The organism is Oceanococcus sp. HetDA_MAG_MS8 (assembly GCA_019192445.1).
Taxonomy (GTDB): Bacteria; Pseudomonadota; Gammaproteobacteria; order Nevskiales; family Oceanococcaceae; genus MS8.
Genome location: JAHCMK010000007.1, coordinates 21,773 through 38,275, shown reverse-complemented (window position 1 = coordinate 38,275; position 16,503 = coordinate 21,773). Strand labels below are relative to the sequence as shown.

17 protein-coding genes are annotated in these 16,503 nt (G+C 58.9%); 8 read left to right on the top strand and 9 right to left on the bottom strand.

Features of this window, described 5'->3' with window-relative positions:
- The first annotated feature begins 6 nt into the window (after positions 1 to 6).
- Positions 7 to 1,794, top strand: a complete 1,788-nt coding sequence (locus KI787_12330; GenBank protein ID MBV6630741.1) for a DUF1302 domain-containing protein — start codon at positions 7 to 9, stop codon at positions 1,792 to 1,794.
- A 24-nt stretch (positions 1,795 to 1,818) separates the two neighbouring features.
- On the opposite strand, the gene KI787_12325 is transcribed toward KI787_12330, so the two are convergent.
- The 5 genes from KI787_12325 to KI787_12305 all read right to left on the bottom strand — a co-directional run bounded on the left by KI787_12325 (position 1,819) and on the right by KI787_12305 (position 5,824).
- Positions 1,819 to 2,313 carry an acyl-CoA thioesterase gene (locus tag KI787_12325; protein MBV6630740.1) on the bottom strand — a complete coding sequence of 165 codons (495 nt, stop codon included), beginning with the start codon at positions 2,311 to 2,313 and terminating at the stop codon, positions 1,819 to 1,821.
- On the bottom strand, positions 2,313 to 2,936 hold the full coding sequence (gene recR, locus KI787_12320) for a recombination mediator RecR (protein ID MBV6630739.1): 624 nt from the start codon (positions 2,934 to 2,936) through the stop codon (positions 2,313 to 2,315). The genes KI787_12325 and recR overlap by 1 nt, the downstream gene beginning before the upstream one ends.
- A gap of 13 nt (positions 2,937 to 2,949) precedes the next feature.
- Complete coding sequence (locus KI787_12315) at positions 2,950 to 3,273, bottom strand: YbaB/EbfC family nucleoid-associated protein (protein MBV6630738.1); 324 nt, start codon at positions 3,271 to 3,273, stop codon at positions 2,950 to 2,952.
- An 11-nt stretch (positions 3,274 to 3,284) separates the two neighbouring features.
- Positions 3,285 to 4,757 carry a DNA polymerase III subunit gamma/tau gene (dnaX, locus tag KI787_12310; protein ID MBV6630737.1) on the bottom strand — a complete coding sequence of 491 codons (1,473 nt, stop codon included), beginning with the start codon at positions 4,755 to 4,757 and terminating at the stop codon, positions 3,285 to 3,287.
- Between the two features lie 119 nt (positions 4,758 to 4,876).
- A complete protein-coding gene (locus tag KI787_12305; protein MBV6630736.1) occupies positions 4,877 to 5,824 on the bottom strand; it encodes a helix-turn-helix transcriptional regulator in 948 nt (315 codons plus the stop codon).
- A 128-nt stretch (positions 5,825 to 5,952) separates the two neighbouring features.
- On the opposite strand from KI787_12305, the gene KI787_12300 reads away from it, so the two are divergent.
- Positions 5,953 to 7,722 carry an alkaline phosphatase D family protein gene (locus KI787_12300; GenBank protein MBV6630735.1) on the top strand — a complete coding sequence of 590 codons (1,770 nt, stop codon included), beginning with the start codon at positions 5,953 to 5,955 and terminating at the stop codon, positions 7,720 to 7,722.
- A gap of 93 nt (positions 7,723 to 7,815) precedes the next feature.
- Here KI787_12300 and KI787_12295 read toward each other — a convergent pair whose 3' ends face one another.
- From KI787_12295 to KI787_12280, 4 genes are all read right to left on the bottom strand, one after another.
- Positions 7,816 to 8,475: a glutathione S-transferase family protein gene (locus KI787_12295; protein MBV6630734.1), complete on the bottom strand. Its 660-nt coding sequence runs from the start codon at positions 8,473 to 8,475 to the stop codon at positions 7,816 to 7,818.
- Positions 8,465 to 10,153: a dihydroxy-acid dehydratase gene (gene ilvD, locus KI787_12290; protein ID MBV6630733.1), complete on the bottom strand. Its 1,689-nt coding sequence runs from the start codon at positions 10,151 to 10,153 to the stop codon at positions 8,465 to 8,467. Before ilvD ends, KI787_12295 begins: the two co-directional genes overlap by 11 nt.
- A 99-nt stretch (positions 10,154 to 10,252) precedes the next feature.
- Positions 10,253 to 10,756, bottom strand: coding sequence for a GAF domain-containing protein (locus tag KI787_12285; GenBank protein ID MBV6630732.1), 504 nt, complete (start codon positions 10,754 to 10,756; stop codon positions 10,253 to 10,255).
- Positions 10,757 to 10,837: 81 nt separating this feature from the next.
- Complete coding sequence (locus KI787_12280) at positions 10,838 to 12,232, bottom strand: MATE family efflux transporter (protein ID MBV6630731.1); 1,395 nt, start codon at positions 12,230 to 12,232, stop codon at positions 10,838 to 10,840.
- On the opposite strand from KI787_12280, the gene KI787_12275 reads away from it, so the two are divergent.
- The 6 genes from KI787_12275 to prmA all read left to right on the top strand — a co-directional run bounded on the left by KI787_12275 (position 12,231) and on the right by prmA (position 16,466).
- The gene (locus tag KI787_12275) at positions 12,231 to 12,566 is read left to right on the top strand and encodes a divalent-cation tolerance protein CutA (GenBank protein MBV6630730.1); all 336 of its coding nucleotides are present in this window, start codon (positions 12,231 to 12,233) and stop codon (positions 12,564 to 12,566) included. The genes KI787_12280 and KI787_12275 overlap by 2 nt on opposite strands.
- On the top strand, positions 12,563 to 13,087 hold the full coding sequence (locus KI787_12270) for a TlpA family protein disulfide reductase (GenBank protein MBV6630729.1): 525 nt from the start codon (positions 12,563 to 12,565) through the stop codon (positions 13,085 to 13,087). Before KI787_12275 ends, KI787_12270 begins: the two co-directional genes overlap by 4 nt.
- Positions 13,088 to 13,312: 225 nt before the next feature.
- Positions 13,313 to 13,759, top strand: a complete 447-nt coding sequence (gene aroQ / locus KI787_12265; protein ID MBV6630728.1) for a type II 3-dehydroquinate dehydratase — start codon at positions 13,313 to 13,315, stop codon at positions 13,757 to 13,759.
- A gap of 37 nt (positions 13,760 to 13,796) precedes the next feature.
- Positions 13,797 to 14,243 carry an acetyl-CoA carboxylase biotin carboxyl carrier protein gene (locus tag KI787_12260; GenBank protein MBV6630727.1) on the top strand — a complete coding sequence of 149 codons (447 nt, stop codon included), beginning with the start codon at positions 13,797 to 13,799 and terminating at the stop codon, positions 14,241 to 14,243.
- A complete protein-coding gene (accC, locus tag KI787_12255) occupies positions 14,243 to 15,604 on the top strand; it encodes an acetyl-CoA carboxylase biotin carboxylase subunit (GenBank protein MBV6630726.1) in 1,362 nt (453 codons plus the stop codon). Before KI787_12260 ends, accC begins: the two co-directional genes overlap by 1 nt.
- Positions 15,597 to 16,466 (top strand): 50S ribosomal protein L11 methyltransferase, encoded by an 870-nt coding sequence (prmA, locus tag KI787_12250; GenBank protein MBV6630725.1) that lies wholly within the window; start codon positions 15,597 to 15,599, stop codon positions 16,464 to 16,466. Before accC ends, prmA begins: the two co-directional genes overlap by 8 nt.
- Positions 16,467 to 16,503 lie beyond the last annotated feature (37 nt).

Genomic DNA, 16,503 nt, shown 5'->3' with positions numbered 1-16,503 from the left:
ATCGACATGAAATTTGTAAAACTAACCACCATCGCCGGCCTAGTCATCGCATCCAATGCCCAGGCACTGGAGTTCGAAGCCTTCGGTTCCAACTTTCTGTTGCTGAATAACCTCAGTGTGGGTGCAGCCATGCGACTGGAGGACCCCGACCCAGAGCTATACGCCATCAGCAATACCAACAGCAAAGGCGAGCCGGGCACGCTGTATTCCAACAACAGTGACGACGGCAACCTCTCCTTCGAGCAGGGCGATCTGATCAGCAGCGCCATTAAGCTCACCAGCCGACTCGAGGGTGGGTGGAGAAATTTTGGTATCTCTATCCGCGGCAGTGGTCTCTACGACCCCACCTTGCACAACAAAGAATTTTTTGATGAGCGCGACTATGTAGGCCCGCCGACTCGGACTCAGACGCCAGCAGACCTGGAGCGCAAGCGTGACACGGTGCAATCGCATGTTGGTCTGGACGCCGACCTGCTCGAGGCGTTTCTTTCTGCCAGTTTCGAGATAGGCGACCGATTCTTAACCATGCGTCTTGGTAAGCAGGTGATCAACTGGGGCGAGACCACCTTCATCCAACATGGTCTCAACAGCCTGATTAGTGCCGACACCAGTCAATTGCACGTCCCTGGCTGGGAAATTGAGGAGATATACATCCCCTCCAACATGCTTTGGGGCAGTATTGATATCACGCGAAACCTGAGCATGCGTGCCTTCTACCAGTTTGAATGGAACGAAACCCTGATTGACCCTGTTGGCACCTTCTTTAGTACCAATGATTTCGTCGGTCGAGGCGGAACCTCGGCGGAACTTGGCCTGGGTCAGTGTGAAGAATATTCGGCGCCCGGCCAATGTGTCTTCGCTCCAGGTGGTACCAGTATCCCGCGCAATCCGGATAATCGGGCGCGTGATGGCGATCAAGGTGGTGTGGCGCTGTCCTACTTCCTCGAGGCCTTGGGCGGCACGGAGGTGAGCGTGTACGCGGCGAATTTTCATAGCCGCCTCCCGCTAATCAGCGGCCAGGCCACTATTGCTGGCTTTGAAGGCGTCCCCGGCACCGCAAGTTATTTCATTGAGTACCCAGAGGACATCAAACTCTACGGGCTATCGTTCAATACCCAGCTGCCCATTGGCGGCATCGCCTTGCAAGGTGAATATAGCCTCAAACAAGATCAGCCCTTGCAGCTCGATGAAATCGAACTCTTGGTGGGTGGTTTACGGACACCCCTACCCTCTCAAGTGGGGCCCTTCGCGCCTGGGGAGTACCTGCAGGGCTGGCGCCGCCATGACGTGAGTCAGTATGTGCTGTCGGGTTCTAAGATCATCGGCCCTACCAGTTGGTTAGGCACCGATCAAACCGTTCTCTTGCTAGAAGCCGCCGCCACCCAGGTGCATTCCTTCCCGGATGAGGATGAACTGCGTTACGAGGGTCCCAACACGGTGTTGCCAGCCGATCCCCTCGTGGCGGGTGCACTGGGCACGCCAACGCAAGACGGTGGCTATGCTGAGGCCTTCTCCTGGGGCTACCGCGCCTTGGCGCGAATGTCTTACAACAACGTTTTTAACCGCTACAACATTAACCCCACGCTGGTGTACTCGCATGACGTGCGGGGGACCGCACCGCTACCCGTAGCCAACTTTGTCGAAGACCGCAAGCAAGTCGTAGTGCGGGTCGACGCCGTTTATCAGAACAATTGGACCATGCGCTTGGCCTACACCAATTTCTTCGGTGCCGGGGTCTTTAATCAGCTTGGCGACCGGGACAATGTGGCATTGTCCCTGAGCTATACCTTCTAGGCCGCGCTCAGCTATACCAGCAGTTCACGGGCCCGCAGGTGTGTCCTGCGGGCCTTGTTCGTCCTCTAGACGATCTCCACTGGCGACCTCTGGCGTTGACACCGGCCGGTAAGCCGTCTTGAACTCGTCTGGCATGCGCCGGGGCCGTCCGCTGGCTAAATCCACGCACACCCAGTCGGTTTGAGCGCGGACTAGGGTGCTGCCATCCGCGGGACGAATAATTTGGTATTGGCGACGCAGACGCAGACGGCCGTCGTTCGCAGTACACCAAGTGCCGACCTCCAGGACTTCGCTCGCAAACGCCGGGCGCAAGTAATCAATTTCATGACGAATAGCCACAACGCCACAGCCGAGCTCTTGGTAACGCTCCCAACTCAGCCCCAAATGCTGGGTATGCTCCCAAGCGCAGCGCTCCAGCCACTGTAGATACTGCACATTGTTCACGTGGCCCATGATGTCAATGGCGCTCGGTGGCACCTGTACTGACCACACAAAGGGCTGCGGTAGATCCCAATCCATCAGGACTCGCCAGCCGCGCCAGGCTGTTGCCAGCCGCGCCGGCCGCTAAATGCATGCGCCAGCGTCGAACCGTCCACGTACTCCAATTCACCACCAACGGGCACACCGTGCGCAATGCGGGTGACCGAGATCTTCGACATTGCTGCCAGTTCTGCGAGGTACTGCGCTGTAGCCTCTCCCTCAACAGTGGGGTTCGTAGCTAAGATCACTTCGCGCAAGGGTTCTTCGCGTAAGCGCCGCGCATAAAGGTCCAGGCCAAGCTCCGCTGGCCCTATCCCATCCAGTGGGGACAGATGCCCACCAAGTACAAAATACAAACCGTTGTACCCCGTGCCCGCCTCGATGGCTGCTACGTCGGCATCGGTTTCCACCACACACAGAAGTTCGCGGTCACGCTGTTCGGAGGCACACACTCGGCACAGCTCCGCATCTGCGTAGAGCCGACATTGACTACAGCGACGAATGTCACGCAGTGCTAACTGCAACGCCTGCGCCAGTTCATCCGCTGCTTCACGCTTGCGCGATAGCAGACTAAAGGCCATACGCTGGGCCGACTTTTGGCCAACGCCGGGCAAAGCCCGTAGAGCCTGTATGAGCTGCTCTAGCGCCGCTGGATAGATCATATTTGCGCCGGCTTCAGCCGAAGGGATTCATGCCTGGCGGCAGATTCAGACCGCCTGTGGCTTCCTGCATTTTCTCTTGGCTGGCAACGCTTAGTTTTCGTGCCGCATCAGTAATGGCCGCGGCCACCAGATCCTCGATGAGATCTTTATCTTCTTCAAAAAGGCTAGGATCAATTTGTACCCGGCGACCTTCGTGTTTGCCGTTGAGGGTCACTTTGACCATGCCACCACCGGCTTCGCCAGTAATTTCCATATCGGCCAATTCGGCCTGCACGGATTGCATTTTCTTTTGCATCTGCTGCGCTTGTTGCATCAGCTGACCAATGGCACCTTTCATCGGGGCTCCTATTAATGAGTGGGGGGTGTGGGCGCAAGACTGTCGCCCTCGGCCCGTGCATGCACATTGCGCACACTTAAACCGGGGCCAAAATGCGCATCAAAGGCTTTGACATGCGGCAAGTCTCGGAACTGCTGCTCCAGACTGCCGATTTGCTGTGGGTCCACACCGGGCGCAGCACTGGCCTGTGGGGCCGGAGTGGGCTGTGTCTCTGGCAGCGATGACTCTGGCGTAGAGACTGGACTGGGTGGATCGTCCGGCGGCGACGCCGGTGTGCTCGCCAGCGGCACCGCGGCCTGTAAGGAGGCATCGGCCTGCGGCGCCGCGACTGAAGGCGAGGCTGAAGACGCCTCCCCAGCTCCGGAGTTTCCTGGAGCGGCACTGCCGGAGGCAGCCTCTGGCAAAAAAGCCAACATCCGCAAGATGGCCATTTCCAACCCACTGCGGGGGTCTGGTGCCCAGTCCAGGTCCCGCCGGGCATGACAGGCAATTTGGTACATCACCTGGACATCCGCAGGGGCGAAATGGGGTGCCCGCGCTGCAAGTTCTGGGCTCACCGTCTCAGGGTCACGCGCGGATTCAGGAAGGACCTGAGCCAAAGCCAGGCTCTGCCAGGCGCGGGCGAGCTCAGCCAACACATTGGCTAAATCCAAACCCTGCTCGGTGCATTGCTCTACAACCCCTAAAGCAGCCTGAGCGTCACGGGCCTGTAGCGCATCGAGAATTTGCAGAATATCGCTGCGCTCGATGCTGCCGAGCATTTTCGCAACCACCTCGCCTTGCACCTGCCCGCCACCAAAGGCAATGGCTTGATCCAACAATGACAAGGCATCGCGCAAACTCCCGTCCCCAGCGCGAGCAACGCGCAGCAAACCATCGGCGTCTGCAACAACACCTTCAGCCGCACAGATCTGCTCCAGTCGGCTGGTCATCAACTCCAAGGGAATGCGTGACAGATGGAACTGCAAACAGCGAGAGATCACCGTCACCGGCAGCTTATGTGGATCTGTAGTCGCTAATAAGAACTGCACATGCGGTGGCGGCTCTTCCAAAGTTTTCAGCAGCGCGTTGAAAGAACTTTTGGAGAGCATGTGAACCTCGTCAATGAGGTACACCTTGACCCGCCCCCGCACAGGCGCGTAGGGAATGTTGTCCAGCAGTTCGCGGGTGTCGTCCACCTTCGTTCTGGAGGCAGCGTCAATTTCGAACAAGTCTGGAAAGCGTCCCTCGTCAATCGCCTTACAGGAGCTGCATTCTCCGCACGGCTCCGCTGCAGGGCCGGGATGGGCTTCACAATTCAGGCAACGCGCCAGGATCCGAGCGATGGTGGTTTTGCCCACACCGCGGGTTCCGGTAAACAGTAGAACTTGGTGGACCTGACCGCGGGATAAAGCATTTTCCAAAGCGGTGCGCACCACTGATTGTCCGACCAAATCAGCAAATCGGGACGGCCGCCACTTTCGCGCTAATGAGACATATGACATGACGCAATGGTAGCAGGCTCACTCTGAGTAAAGCCGCAAGATGTGCGGCCAGACCAGGGCGATGAGGACCCATCCAGGCAGACTACTTGCCCCATCCCCTCGCTCCCCTGATAAAGCGGCTAACGGAGCTTTTTCACCATATGGGCCAATGCGGTGCGGCTTTCCACCCCGAGTTTGCGATACGCCCGATACAAATGTGTAGACACGGTGGATGGCGCCAAGCCCAGATCTCGGCCGATGGCCTTCGCCGACAAGCCCTCACAGACCTGCTCCACCACATCGCGCTCACGATCGGTAAGGCCATCCAGAGGGCTCAAAGGGCGCGCACGCAGTAGCACCAAATCATCAAAGGCTTCGGCCTTGATATGCACATGATCCACACAGCCATCAAAGCCAGGGGCGGGAACAGCAAAGGGCAAACGGTTGCCCGCTAGTTTGCCGCTCTGATTTTCCAACAGGTCTAAAAAGCCGCTTTCCACTTCGTGAAAAACCCCGGCCCGATCACACACAGCGCCGTACTCACGACCCGCATCAGCAAGAGGCCGCGTTAACGCCAGGAAAAAGGCCTGCGAAGCCGCATGCACCAGATGGTAGATCGCACGACTTTGCAGCGCCTTTTCTTCCGCACGAAATTTTTGTTTGCGGTCAAAGCGGTAAATGGTCAATAAGGTATGCAGACCGCTGCGTGGCTCCACATTATTCGAGGACAAAATGCGTTCGATGCCAAAGGGCTTGAAGGTGGTCTGGTAAAGCGCACTGCGGAAAAACTTGCGATCCGGACAGACCTCGTCCATAGAAATGGGCACGCCAGGGCGCTCGATAATGGCGGGCAGCAGGGGGTTGTCCTGCATGGTGGCCTCCAAGGCCTGGGCAAAGTCCGGTTGCACATCCACAGTGGTGACCGTATGAAAATGCGGTTTACTGGCGGGGCCAGAGCCCCAAATCGCAGCATCAAAGGGAACTAAGTGCCGTAGCTCCTGTAGAGCCCATTGCCGAAAAGCCGCGGGTGGAACATCGACTCCAGAGCGGTAAATCGTGCGTATGAATTCGTCCAAAGGGGCCGCCATGTCCAGTCATCCTCCTGTCATGTCCATTATCCGCTGCCACCATCAGGGCCGTCCGCGCAATGTTGGTCATGGCCCTGTCACCTCAGCATGGCACAATCTGAGGGTTAAGCTACAGCTAGGAAGAATCCATGGGGCAACGTTTTCGCCGTCGTCGCGGGCTATCGCGGCGTGATTTCTTACGTCAATCCACCGTTGCCGCGGTTGCCGGGGGCCTTATCGCCGGTTGCCAAGAAGGCGGTGGCCGACCGGACACGGGCTCTGGTGGTGGCACTGGCGCTGGCAACACAGTCAGTTTTGCGCATGGCGTCGCCTCCGGCGATCCTCTGGCCGACCGGGTCATCTTGTGGACACGCGTAACACCGGCAGACAATGCGAGCCCTACTGCTATTCCCGTGCAGGTTGAGGTTTATGCCGACGCTGCCGCTGCGCAATTGGTACAAACCTACGCCAGCCAGGCTGAGGCCAGTCGCGACTATTGCGTCAAGGTGGATGCTGTGGGCTTGGCACCGGCCACCAGCTATTACTACCGCTTTTTTGCCCAAGGACAAGCTTCGGCATTGGGCCGGACGCGTACGCTCCCACAGGGCGAAGTCGATCATATGCGGCTGGGCGTAGTGTCCTGCTCCAGCCTGGCCCATGGCTATTTCCACGCCTATCGCTTTCTGGCCCAACGCGCCGATCTGGATCTGATTCTGCACCTCGGCGATTACATTTATGAATACGCGAATGACGAGTACGGCAGTGTTCGCGCGTACGAGCCCAACGCCGAAACCGTCAGCCTGAGCGATTATCGGCAGCGCCACGCGCAGTACAAACGCGACCCCGACTTGCAGGAGCTACATAGGCAGCACCCCATGATTGCGGTCTGGGATGACCACGAATCCACCAATAACTCGCGTCGCGACAGCGCGCAGAACCACCAACCGGATGAAGGCGATTGGCAGGAACGCAAAGCCACTGCGCAACGGGTCTATGACGAATGGATGCCCATTCGATACCCCGAACCGGGCAACGTGAACAAAATTTGGCGTAAGTTCAGCCTGGGGAGCTTGGCGGAACTCACCATGCTGGATACTCGGCTGTTCGACCGCGATGACGAAATCGATTGCAGCAGCTTTACCCCTGTCTCCGGGAGCATCCCCCTGCCACTCTGTCCAGACGCAACCTTTGCCGATCCTGAACGCAAGTTGCTAGGACCGGAACAAATGCAATTTTTGCTGGACAACATTTCGGGTACCGAGGCCACCTGGAAGCTCATTGGCCAGCAGGTCATGTTTGGTCAACTCAAGTTCACCGGCATCCCCTTGAGCAACGAGCTGGGCGCTGAAGATGTTTACTTCAACCCCGATCAATGGGACGGTTACCCAGGAGAACGCAACCAAATTCTGGATTTTATTCAGAGCAACGACATCGACAACGTTGTGGTGCTCACTGGTGATATTCATACCTCCTGGGCTATGGACATCACCCAGGAGCCGGATAATCCTGTGCTGTATAACCCCCTCACTGGGGCGGGTTCTCGTGGTGTGGAGTTTGTTACCACCAGCGTCACTTCCCCAGGCTTGGAAGAAATCCTGCCGCCCACAGCAACTGCGCCAGAACTCGTCAACGTACTGCGCCTGACCAACCCGCATATGCGCTACATCGAGGGAACCCAGCGCGGGTATCTGCTGCTGGACCTCAAGCCCGAGGCGATGACCGGTGAATGGTGGTATGTCAGCGATGTCACCGTCGCAGACTCCGCTAGCGAAAGATTCGCAGCTGGCTATAGAGTCGAGGCAGGCAGCAATACGGTGCCGCTTATCGGCGAGACTGAAGCAACACCAGCCAAGGCTGATGCCCCAGATCTCGCCCCCGCAGATGCCGAGCCCAGCTCGGACGCGCGCCTAAGCGTCTAAAGCACAAGGGGGCGGTTCACGCCGCCCCACCTTGACCTTGCTGGTAGGCCTTAGTGGTAGGCCTTACTGGTCCAGCAGCTCTGCAGCCGCGGGTTAATCCGTCTCCGCCTGTTGGCGGCGGAGTTGCATCGCCTGCTCTTCGCGGGCCTGAAAGGCCTGCGCAGCGGGCCGCGCGTAACAGCGCTCAGCGTAGCCTTGCAGTGCATCGCTCAGGGCGTATTTGGCATTGCCGGCCCAGCGCAACACATGGGCCAAAGCAATGTCCGCCACGCAAAACATGGAGCCCAAAACATAGGGACCATCACTGCGCTCCAAGTGATGCTCCAAAGCTCGGCTGGCGCGCTTCCACTCGCTGTGCGTGGAGGGTAGTATCTCCGCAACCCGGTACGCCTCTGGGTACAGAAAGCTATGTCGGGCGGCCAACCAGAGGGGCTGTTCCAACTCCGCTACTGCAAACACAGCCAAAGCATCATGCTGCGCGCGCAGTAGGCTCCCAGGTTCGGGAATCAGCGCACCCCGGCCATAACGGTCCGCCAGATAGCTCATGATGGCGGTGGACTCTGTGAGTACCTGCCCCTCGTCTACCAGCACTGGAACCTTGCCCAGCGGGTTGAGTTTTTGGAAGGCGGCGGACTGCCCCTCTCCTGCTCTCAGGAGTATGGGCTGGAATTCATAATCCAGCCCTAATTCCGTGAGAGTCCAGCTAACCCGCGCACTGCGGGTACCAGGCACGCCGTAAAGCTTAATCATCATCACCGACGTCAGTCACCGCCCCCAAGCTGGAGCAGGTCACCTGACGCGCATACTTGCCCAATAAGCCACGGGTATAACGTGGTGCAGGTGCAGCCCAGTTCATCCGGCGCTGGGCCAGTTCATCGTCGCTAATGTGCACCTCGATGAGCTGCCGGTGAGCGTCAATGGTGATGGTGTCGCCCGTTTGCACCAAAGCAATGGGGCCACCCAGAGCGGCCTCAGGAGCCACATGCCCGACCACCATGCCCCAGGTACCACCAGAGAATCGACCGTCGGTGATCAAGCCCACGGACTCGCCTAAGCCCTTACCGATAATGGCTGAGGTCGGCGCCAGCATTTCGCGCATACCCGGACCGCCACGCGGCCCCTCATAACGAATTACCACCACATCACCGGCCTGAATTTCATCGGCCAGAATCGCATCCATGGCCGCGTCTTCGGAGTCGTAGACCTTGGCCGGCCCGGTAATTTGCGGATTCTTCAAGCCGCTAATCTTGGCCACACTCCCAGCCGGCGCCAGATTACCTTTGAGGATGGCCAGGTGGCCCTCGTCGTATAGGGGGTGCTCAAAGGGCCGAATCACATCTTGCTCAGGGTTGGGGTCGCTAGGAACATTCTCCAGCTCCTCGCCAAGACGGCGGCCGCTGATGGTCATGCATTCGCCGTTGACGAGCCCACGATCCAGCAGCATCTTCAGCACTTGCGGCACACCACCGGCGGCGTGCAAATCCACCGCCATGTAGCGACCTGAGGGTTTCAGGTCACAGATAACCGGCACTTTTTTGCGGATGCGCTCGAAGTCGTCTAGCGTCCATTCCACCTCGGCCGCATGCGCGATAGCCAGATAATGCAACACCGCATTAGTGCTGCCACCGGTGGCCATAATCAAAGCCACCGCATTGGCGATGGACTCTCGGGTAATGATGTCCCTGGGCCGCAGGTTGGCGTTGACGGCCCCCACCAACTGCTCGGCAGCGGCGTCCAGGCTGGGGATTTTGCTCGGATCTGGGTTAGCCATTTGCGATGAACCCAGCACACTCATACCCAAAGCCTCAAACGACGAGGACATGGTGTTGGCCGTGTACATCCCGCCACAGGCACCAAAACTGGGACAAGCATGGCGCTCGATACCGCGGAAATCTTCTTCGCTCATGTTGCCGGCGGTGAAACTCCCCACGGCCTCAAAAGGCGAGACGATGGATAAGGGCTGGCCTTTCCAACACCCTGGCTGAATGGTGCCGCCATACACAAAGAGCGCTGGCACGTTGATCCGCGCCATCGCAATCATGGCACCGGGCATATTCTTGTCACAGCCGCCGATGGCCAGCACGCCATCCATCCATTGGCTATTCACCGAGGTTTCGATGGCGTCCGCAATCACTTCTCGGGACACCAGGGAGTACTTCATCCCCTCCGTCCCCATGGAAATGCCGTCGGTCACGGTAGGAAAGCCAAACATCTGCGGCATGGCTCCGTTCGCCTTAATGGCCGTAGCAGCGCGCTCCGCCAGGGGGCCAATACCCGCATTACAAGGGTTCATCGTCGAGTGACCGTTGGCAATGCCGACGATGGGCTTCTCGAAATCCGCATCACCAAAGCCGACCGCACGCAGCATGGCTCGGTTGGGGGAACGGGCCACGCCAGCGGTGATCATCCGGCTGCGACGATTTGCACTCATGAGGGGGTCTCTCCTGTCATCGGTGGCGCATCCCTGCGCTTTTCAGTAATGGTCATCTGCCCCTGAGCGGGAGCAGATCACGGTCGACATAGTCTAGCGCTAGTCCGCGCTCACATCGGGCCCAAAGAACACAGCCTGAGGCAAACTGGCCACGTATACCGCAGCGAGTTCCTCCGCCAACTGCTTCTCAGCGGCAGTAAACCGCTCCGGGGTGGTGCTGTCGACGTCCAACACGCCCCATACTTGGCCATCGCGCAGCAGGGGCACGACCAACTCAGAATTGGTCGCAGCATCACAAGCAATATGACCGGGGAAAGCGTGCACGTTTGGAACCAGCAGCGAGGCTCCCGACTCGGCCACCGTCCCGCAGACGCCCTGGCCAAGGGCAATGCGAGTGCAGGCTGGCTTGCCCCAAAAGGGGCCTAAACGCAGCTCGGCACCATAGCGCCAGTAGAATCCGACCCAACTCACATCCGGCCACACATGGCCGCAGAGCGATGCCAAGTTGGCCGCATTTGCCACCGGATCGCTTTCTCCTTGGCAAAGGGCGCGCGCTTGCTCCACCAACAAGTTTTGGTCGGGGTTGAGCACAAAAGCGGTCATGGGCGCAGACTTCTTGGTCTTATCGGGGCGCCAAGTCTAACTCGCTATTTTTCCCGGCGGGGCCTACCGCACTCAGGACATTCACTGTTTGCGCAGTTCTGCCCAGAAACGCAGACCCAGCAATACGGCCGCCAGGGCCAAGCCGGCACTAAACGCCCACCAAATCACCGTGGGTGGCAGGCGCCACACCATCACTCCAAGCAGCATGCCTGGCACGGCAAGCCCCATGTAGGCGAGCAAGGTACGCCGCATGACGGCAGCGGTCTGGTGTAAGCCGCGTAGCCCCGCCGCATGCAGAGCCTGTAAGGCATCAAAAATGTGAAACAGGGCAGCCCAGAGCATGAAGGCTGAGCCCCAGCGACGGACCTCAGCATCCAAGCTGAAGCCCGCAACCAGCAGATCTCCAGCCAGGGCATAAACACTTGCCACCACCACCGCCAAGAGCAAACCTGAGCCAACCCCGGCCCGCGCCGCTAGCTGCAAGCGCGCTGCGTCACCGGCGCCCCAAGCCTGGCTGATCAATACGCACATGGCCTGTCCGACACCAACCTGAAGCATGAAGGCCAGGGCTGACAGGGTGTTCGCAATTTGGTGAGCGGCCGCGACCTTTGTGCCATACACCGCGATCAACAAGCCCCCTAGAGCAAAGAGTCCACTTTCAGCCAACAGGGCTAAGCCGATGGGCAGCCCTAACTGCCACATCTCTTTACGCCCCTGGCGCACCGCAGGCGCGGAGCGTAGACGCAGTTGACGGGTGGCAGGATGCCGTCGCAAAGACCACCACATCCCCAAACCTAAGACCCAGTGGACAGCGCTGGTCGCCATTCCTACCCCAGCGGCGCCAAGCGCGGGCACCGGCCCCCAACCGGAGACCAAGACGGCATCGAGGATGACGTTCAGGCCTAGGGCGAACGCCCCCCACATCAAGGTTGGCCCGGAGTGACCGTGAGCCTCCAAGACATTGCGCAATACGAAAAAAGCACCGAGCGCAGGGAAACCCCAGGTACTCCAGCGCAAGTAAGCCTGCATCTCGGCCGCGGCTTGGGGCTCGGGAGCAATCCAAGATGCCAGTGGGCCGGCGAGAACTTGAAAGAGCCCAAACAGTAGGGTCCACAATACCAAGCCCAATTGCAGGGCACCCAGTGTCCATGCTCCTAGATGCGCCGCATCGACCTGCGCCCCCAAAGCCCGACCGACCGCCGGTGCAACTCCTAAACAAATCCCCATCAATAAGCAGTAGCCGGCAATAATGGCCGAGCTCCCCAGACCCACTCCGGCCAAGGTGCTTGCAGCGAAGCGGCCGGCAAACAGCGTGTCGACGGCATTCATACCGAGAAAACACGCTTGAGCTAGCACCAAGGGCAACGCCAAACGCCACAACCGCCTCAGAACGCTGAGCATCGGCACATGGGATGACGGCGTCACGGCTGTGGTGAACTGCGCTGCAGGGAGCGCACTGCTAGAGTGACGAGGCATGGAAACAACACAGGCAACCTCTGAGGCGTGGGTGGTATGGATCACTGCGCCCCCGCAACAGGCGGAGGCCCTAGCCCGCGGCATTGTGGAGCAAAGTTTGGCTGCCTGCGTGCAACAGCTCCCTATTCAGTCCACTTATCGCTGGCAGGGTCGCGTTTGCGCCGAGGCCGAGGTGCTATTGCTGTGCAAAACCATGCGCCGTTGCTATCCCCAACTTGAGCAGTACGTACTCGCTCATCACCCCTACGAAACCCCGCAAATTCTCGCCACTCCTCTCAGTGCAGGCTTGCCCAGCTATTTGGAATGGCTGCAGGAACAGACTAAAGCCCCATGAATCAGCTTCGTATTGCTAGTTTTGTATTGGTTGCCGTGGTGGCCTTGGTGCTTGGTTTGCTCGCAGCTCGTGAGCATGAGCCCATGCAACAAACGGCCTCTGGGGCCCAGCGACCGGATTGGGAACTGGTGGATGCTCAAGGACAGCTGCGCCGCGCCGCGGAGTTTGATGGCCAATGGGTGATGGTGAATTTTTGGGCGACTTGGTGCCCACCCTGCTTAGAAGAGATTCCTTTGCTCATTCAAACCCAAGATCGCTACGCCGACCAGGATCTACAGATCTTGGGCCCCGCCATGGATCGCCTAGAGCCAGCACAAGCCTATGCCACTAAAGTTGGCATGAATTACCCGGTTCTATTTGGCGAGCGTGGAGTCAGCGATTGGATGACCAACTTGGGAGACACCCAAGGCGCCCTACCCTGGACGGTGTTGATTAACCCCGAAGGGAAAATTGTGCGCAGCCATGCCGGCGCCCTCACTCCAGCCATTCTTGCAGACTGGCTTGCCCCATTGGATGGCTAAGCAAGGTGCGGGCCGGCGCAGCCCGCCATCGAACACGCCCTTCAGAGAGTATCGTGCTACGCATTGGCAAGAACAAGACCTGCAATCAACACCAGTACAGTCACCATAAAACCGCCGCTAACGCACGCAATCTTGCAGCGAACGTACGCAAAATCCTACGGTAGGATGACATTAGGGTCCAGACTCCGATAGAGTGCAAAGGCGTCCTTCACTCTGCCCGCACCGATGTCACGCATACTGCTGCTCAATGGCCCCAATCTCAATCGATTAGGTCAGCGTGAGCCCGATATCTACGGCCACCTCACCCTCGGCGATATCGAGGATCAACTGGTGGCCGCCGCCCAAGACTTGGGTCATGAGCTGGAATGCTTGCAGTCCAACTCCGAGGCCGAGCTAATCGAGGCCATACACGCAGCGGCTGATGATGCGGTGGAGTTCATCCTCTTCAATCCGGCCGCCTTTACCCATACCAGCGTGGCCCTACGCGACGCATTACTGGCCGTGGCGATCCCCTTCATTGAAGTGCATTTGTCGAATGTGCATGCCAGGGAGAGTTTCCGCCACAGGTCTTATATGTCTGATATTGCCCAAGGCGTCATCTGCGGCTTGGGCCCACAGGGCTACCAGTTCGCACTGGCCGCCGCGCATACCCATTTAAGCCAGAACGCTTGAAGCTGTTCACAGGCCGTCCAAACCGAGACCCGCAAGCATGGATATCCGCAAAATCAAAAAACTGATTGAGGTTGTAGAAGACTCTGACGTCGCAGAGTTGGAAATCTCGACCAATGACGAGACGATTCGCATTGCGCGCTTCTCAGCCAATGCCCCGGCTCAGTGGAGTGCAGCGCCGGCCGCTCCTACCCCAGCCGCCGCACCAGCGCCCGCAGAGCCAGCAACGGCTGCACCGGCTCCCAGCCACAATGGCACGGAGGTCAAAGCACCCATGGTCGGTACCTTTTACCGCTCGCCCGCGCCGGGCGCCAAACCCTTTGTGGAAGTTGGACAAACCGTGGCCGCCGGGCAGACCCTGTGCATCATCGAAGCCATGAAGATGCTGAACCAAATCGAATCGCCCTGCTCTGGAACGGTGCGCGAGGTGCTGGTGGATAACGAGCAGCCTGTGGAGTACGACCAACCGCTAATCGTTATCGAATAATGGAGCGTATTAACAAAGTCCTGATTGCCAACCGGGGCGAGATTGCGCTGCGTATTCAGCGCGCCTGCCGCGAGATGGGCATTCGCACCGTCGCCGTCTTCTCCACGGCGGACCGCGACCAAAAACATGTACTACTCGCTGACGAGGCAGTGTGTATTGGCCCGGCGCAGGCGCCACGTAGCTACCTCAACATGCCGGCCATTATTGCGGCGGCCGAGGTCACCGGTGCAGACGCTATCCACCCCGGCTTCGGATTCTTATCGGAGAACGCAGATTTCGCCGAGTCGGTGACTAAAAGTGGCTTCATTTTCATCGGCCCCCGCGCTGAGACCATCGCGTTGATGGGCGACAAGACTGCGGCCAAAGCCGCCATGATTGCCGCTGGAGTGCCCTGCGTCCCTGGTTCCGATGGCGCTCTGGGAGAAGACCCCGAGGAATGGGACGAGGTGGCAGCTGGCATCGGCTATCCAGTACTCGTGAAGGCTGCAGCTGGGGGCGGCGGCCGCGGAATGCATGTGGTGCATCGGCCTGAGCAGCTGCGCGAAGCTGTGAGCCTCGCTCAGCAAGAGGCCGCTAATGCTTTTGGTAACCCAGCCGTGTTCCTGGAAAAATATCTTACGAAACCACGGCACATCGAATTCCAGGTCTTATGTGACACCCATGGCCACGCCATTCATTTGGGGGAGCGCGATTGTTCGCTGCAAAGGCGTCACCAAAAAGTGCTGGAAGAGTCGCCGGCTCCCGGCATTACCGAGGAGCAGCGCCAGCGCATCGGAGCCCTTTGCGTCAAGGCCTGCAAGGACATTGACTATGTGGGCGCAGGGACCTTCGAGTTCTTGTACGAGGAGGGCCAGTTTTACTTCATTGAGATGAATACCCGTATCCAGGTTGAGCACCCCGTGACCGAAACCGTGACGGGAGTGGACTTGGTACGCGCCCAGATTGAAATTGCCGATGGCCAAACTCTGGCCTACCAACAGGACGACATCCGTTGGCAGGGGCATGCAATTGAATGTCGGCTGAACGCCGAGGACTCTTTGAGCTTTGCCCCCTCACCTGGTGAAATCACCAAGTTTCATGCACCTGGCGGCCCCGGCGTACGAATTGACTCGCATATTTACGCCGGCTACAGGGTCCCGCCGCACTACGACTCCATGATTGGCAAATTAATCGTCAGTGGTGACAGCCGCGAGATTGCCATGGCGCGCACCCGCGGCGCCCTGGAGGAACTCATCCTGGAGGGGGTCAAAAACAACCGTGAACTCCACCTACGTATTTTGGCCGATCCGGCCTTCGTTGAAGGGGGGGTGTCGATCCACCATCTAGAAGCGCGGATGGAGGAGTGGCGCGAGAGTGAGTGATTGGCACGAGCTGCACCTGCGCACCGCGCAACCGGAAGCGTTAAGCGAAATTCTCGAGGCCTGCGGGGCCTTGGCGGTCACCTTCAGCGACGCTGAGGACAATCCCGTACTGGAACCGGCACCGGGACAAACTCCACTGTGGCAGCACACGCGTGTGACCGGTTTGTTCCCTGGCGACGTCGATCGTGAGCAGGTTGAGACTTCGCTTCGCCTCGGCGGCGAGGCCTATATTCTCAGCCTGCAATGGGGTGATCTGGCCGAGCAAGTGTGGGAGCGCGCGTGGCTGGACCATTTTCAGCCCATCGATTTTGGGCAATGGCTACGTGTAGCGCCTCATGGCGCGGAGGTTCCCAATGATCAGCGGCGCACGCTGCGCCTGGACCCAGGGCTCGCTTTTGGAACGGGAACCCACCCCAGCACGGCGCTATGCCTGGAATGGATAGGCCAGCACAATTTAGAGGGTCGCACCGTTCTGGATTACGGCTGTGGCTCTGGAATTCTTGCCATCGCCAGCGCTATGGCTGGTGCCACGGAGGTCATCGCCTGCGATATTGACCCGCAGGCCGACACCTCGACCCGCAACAATGCCCAAGCCAATCACCAAAACATTACGGTGGTCAGCTGCGCACAGGCCGCCCAGCGCCGCTACGACTTGGTTATTGCCAACATTCTGGCCGGCATCCTGGTAGAGCTGGCCCCCACCCTTCAGGGCTGTCTCAACCCCCAAGGCCAGCTGCTCTTGGCGGGGCTGCTCAACGACCAAGCAGCCCTGGTGGAAGACGCATTTCCGGAATTGCAGTTTGCGCGATATGTCCAAGGGCAATGGTGTGCACTCCTGGGCACACTAAAGGATTGCGACTAGACAATTCGCGCGGGGCCGGTATCATTCGTCGGTTCTT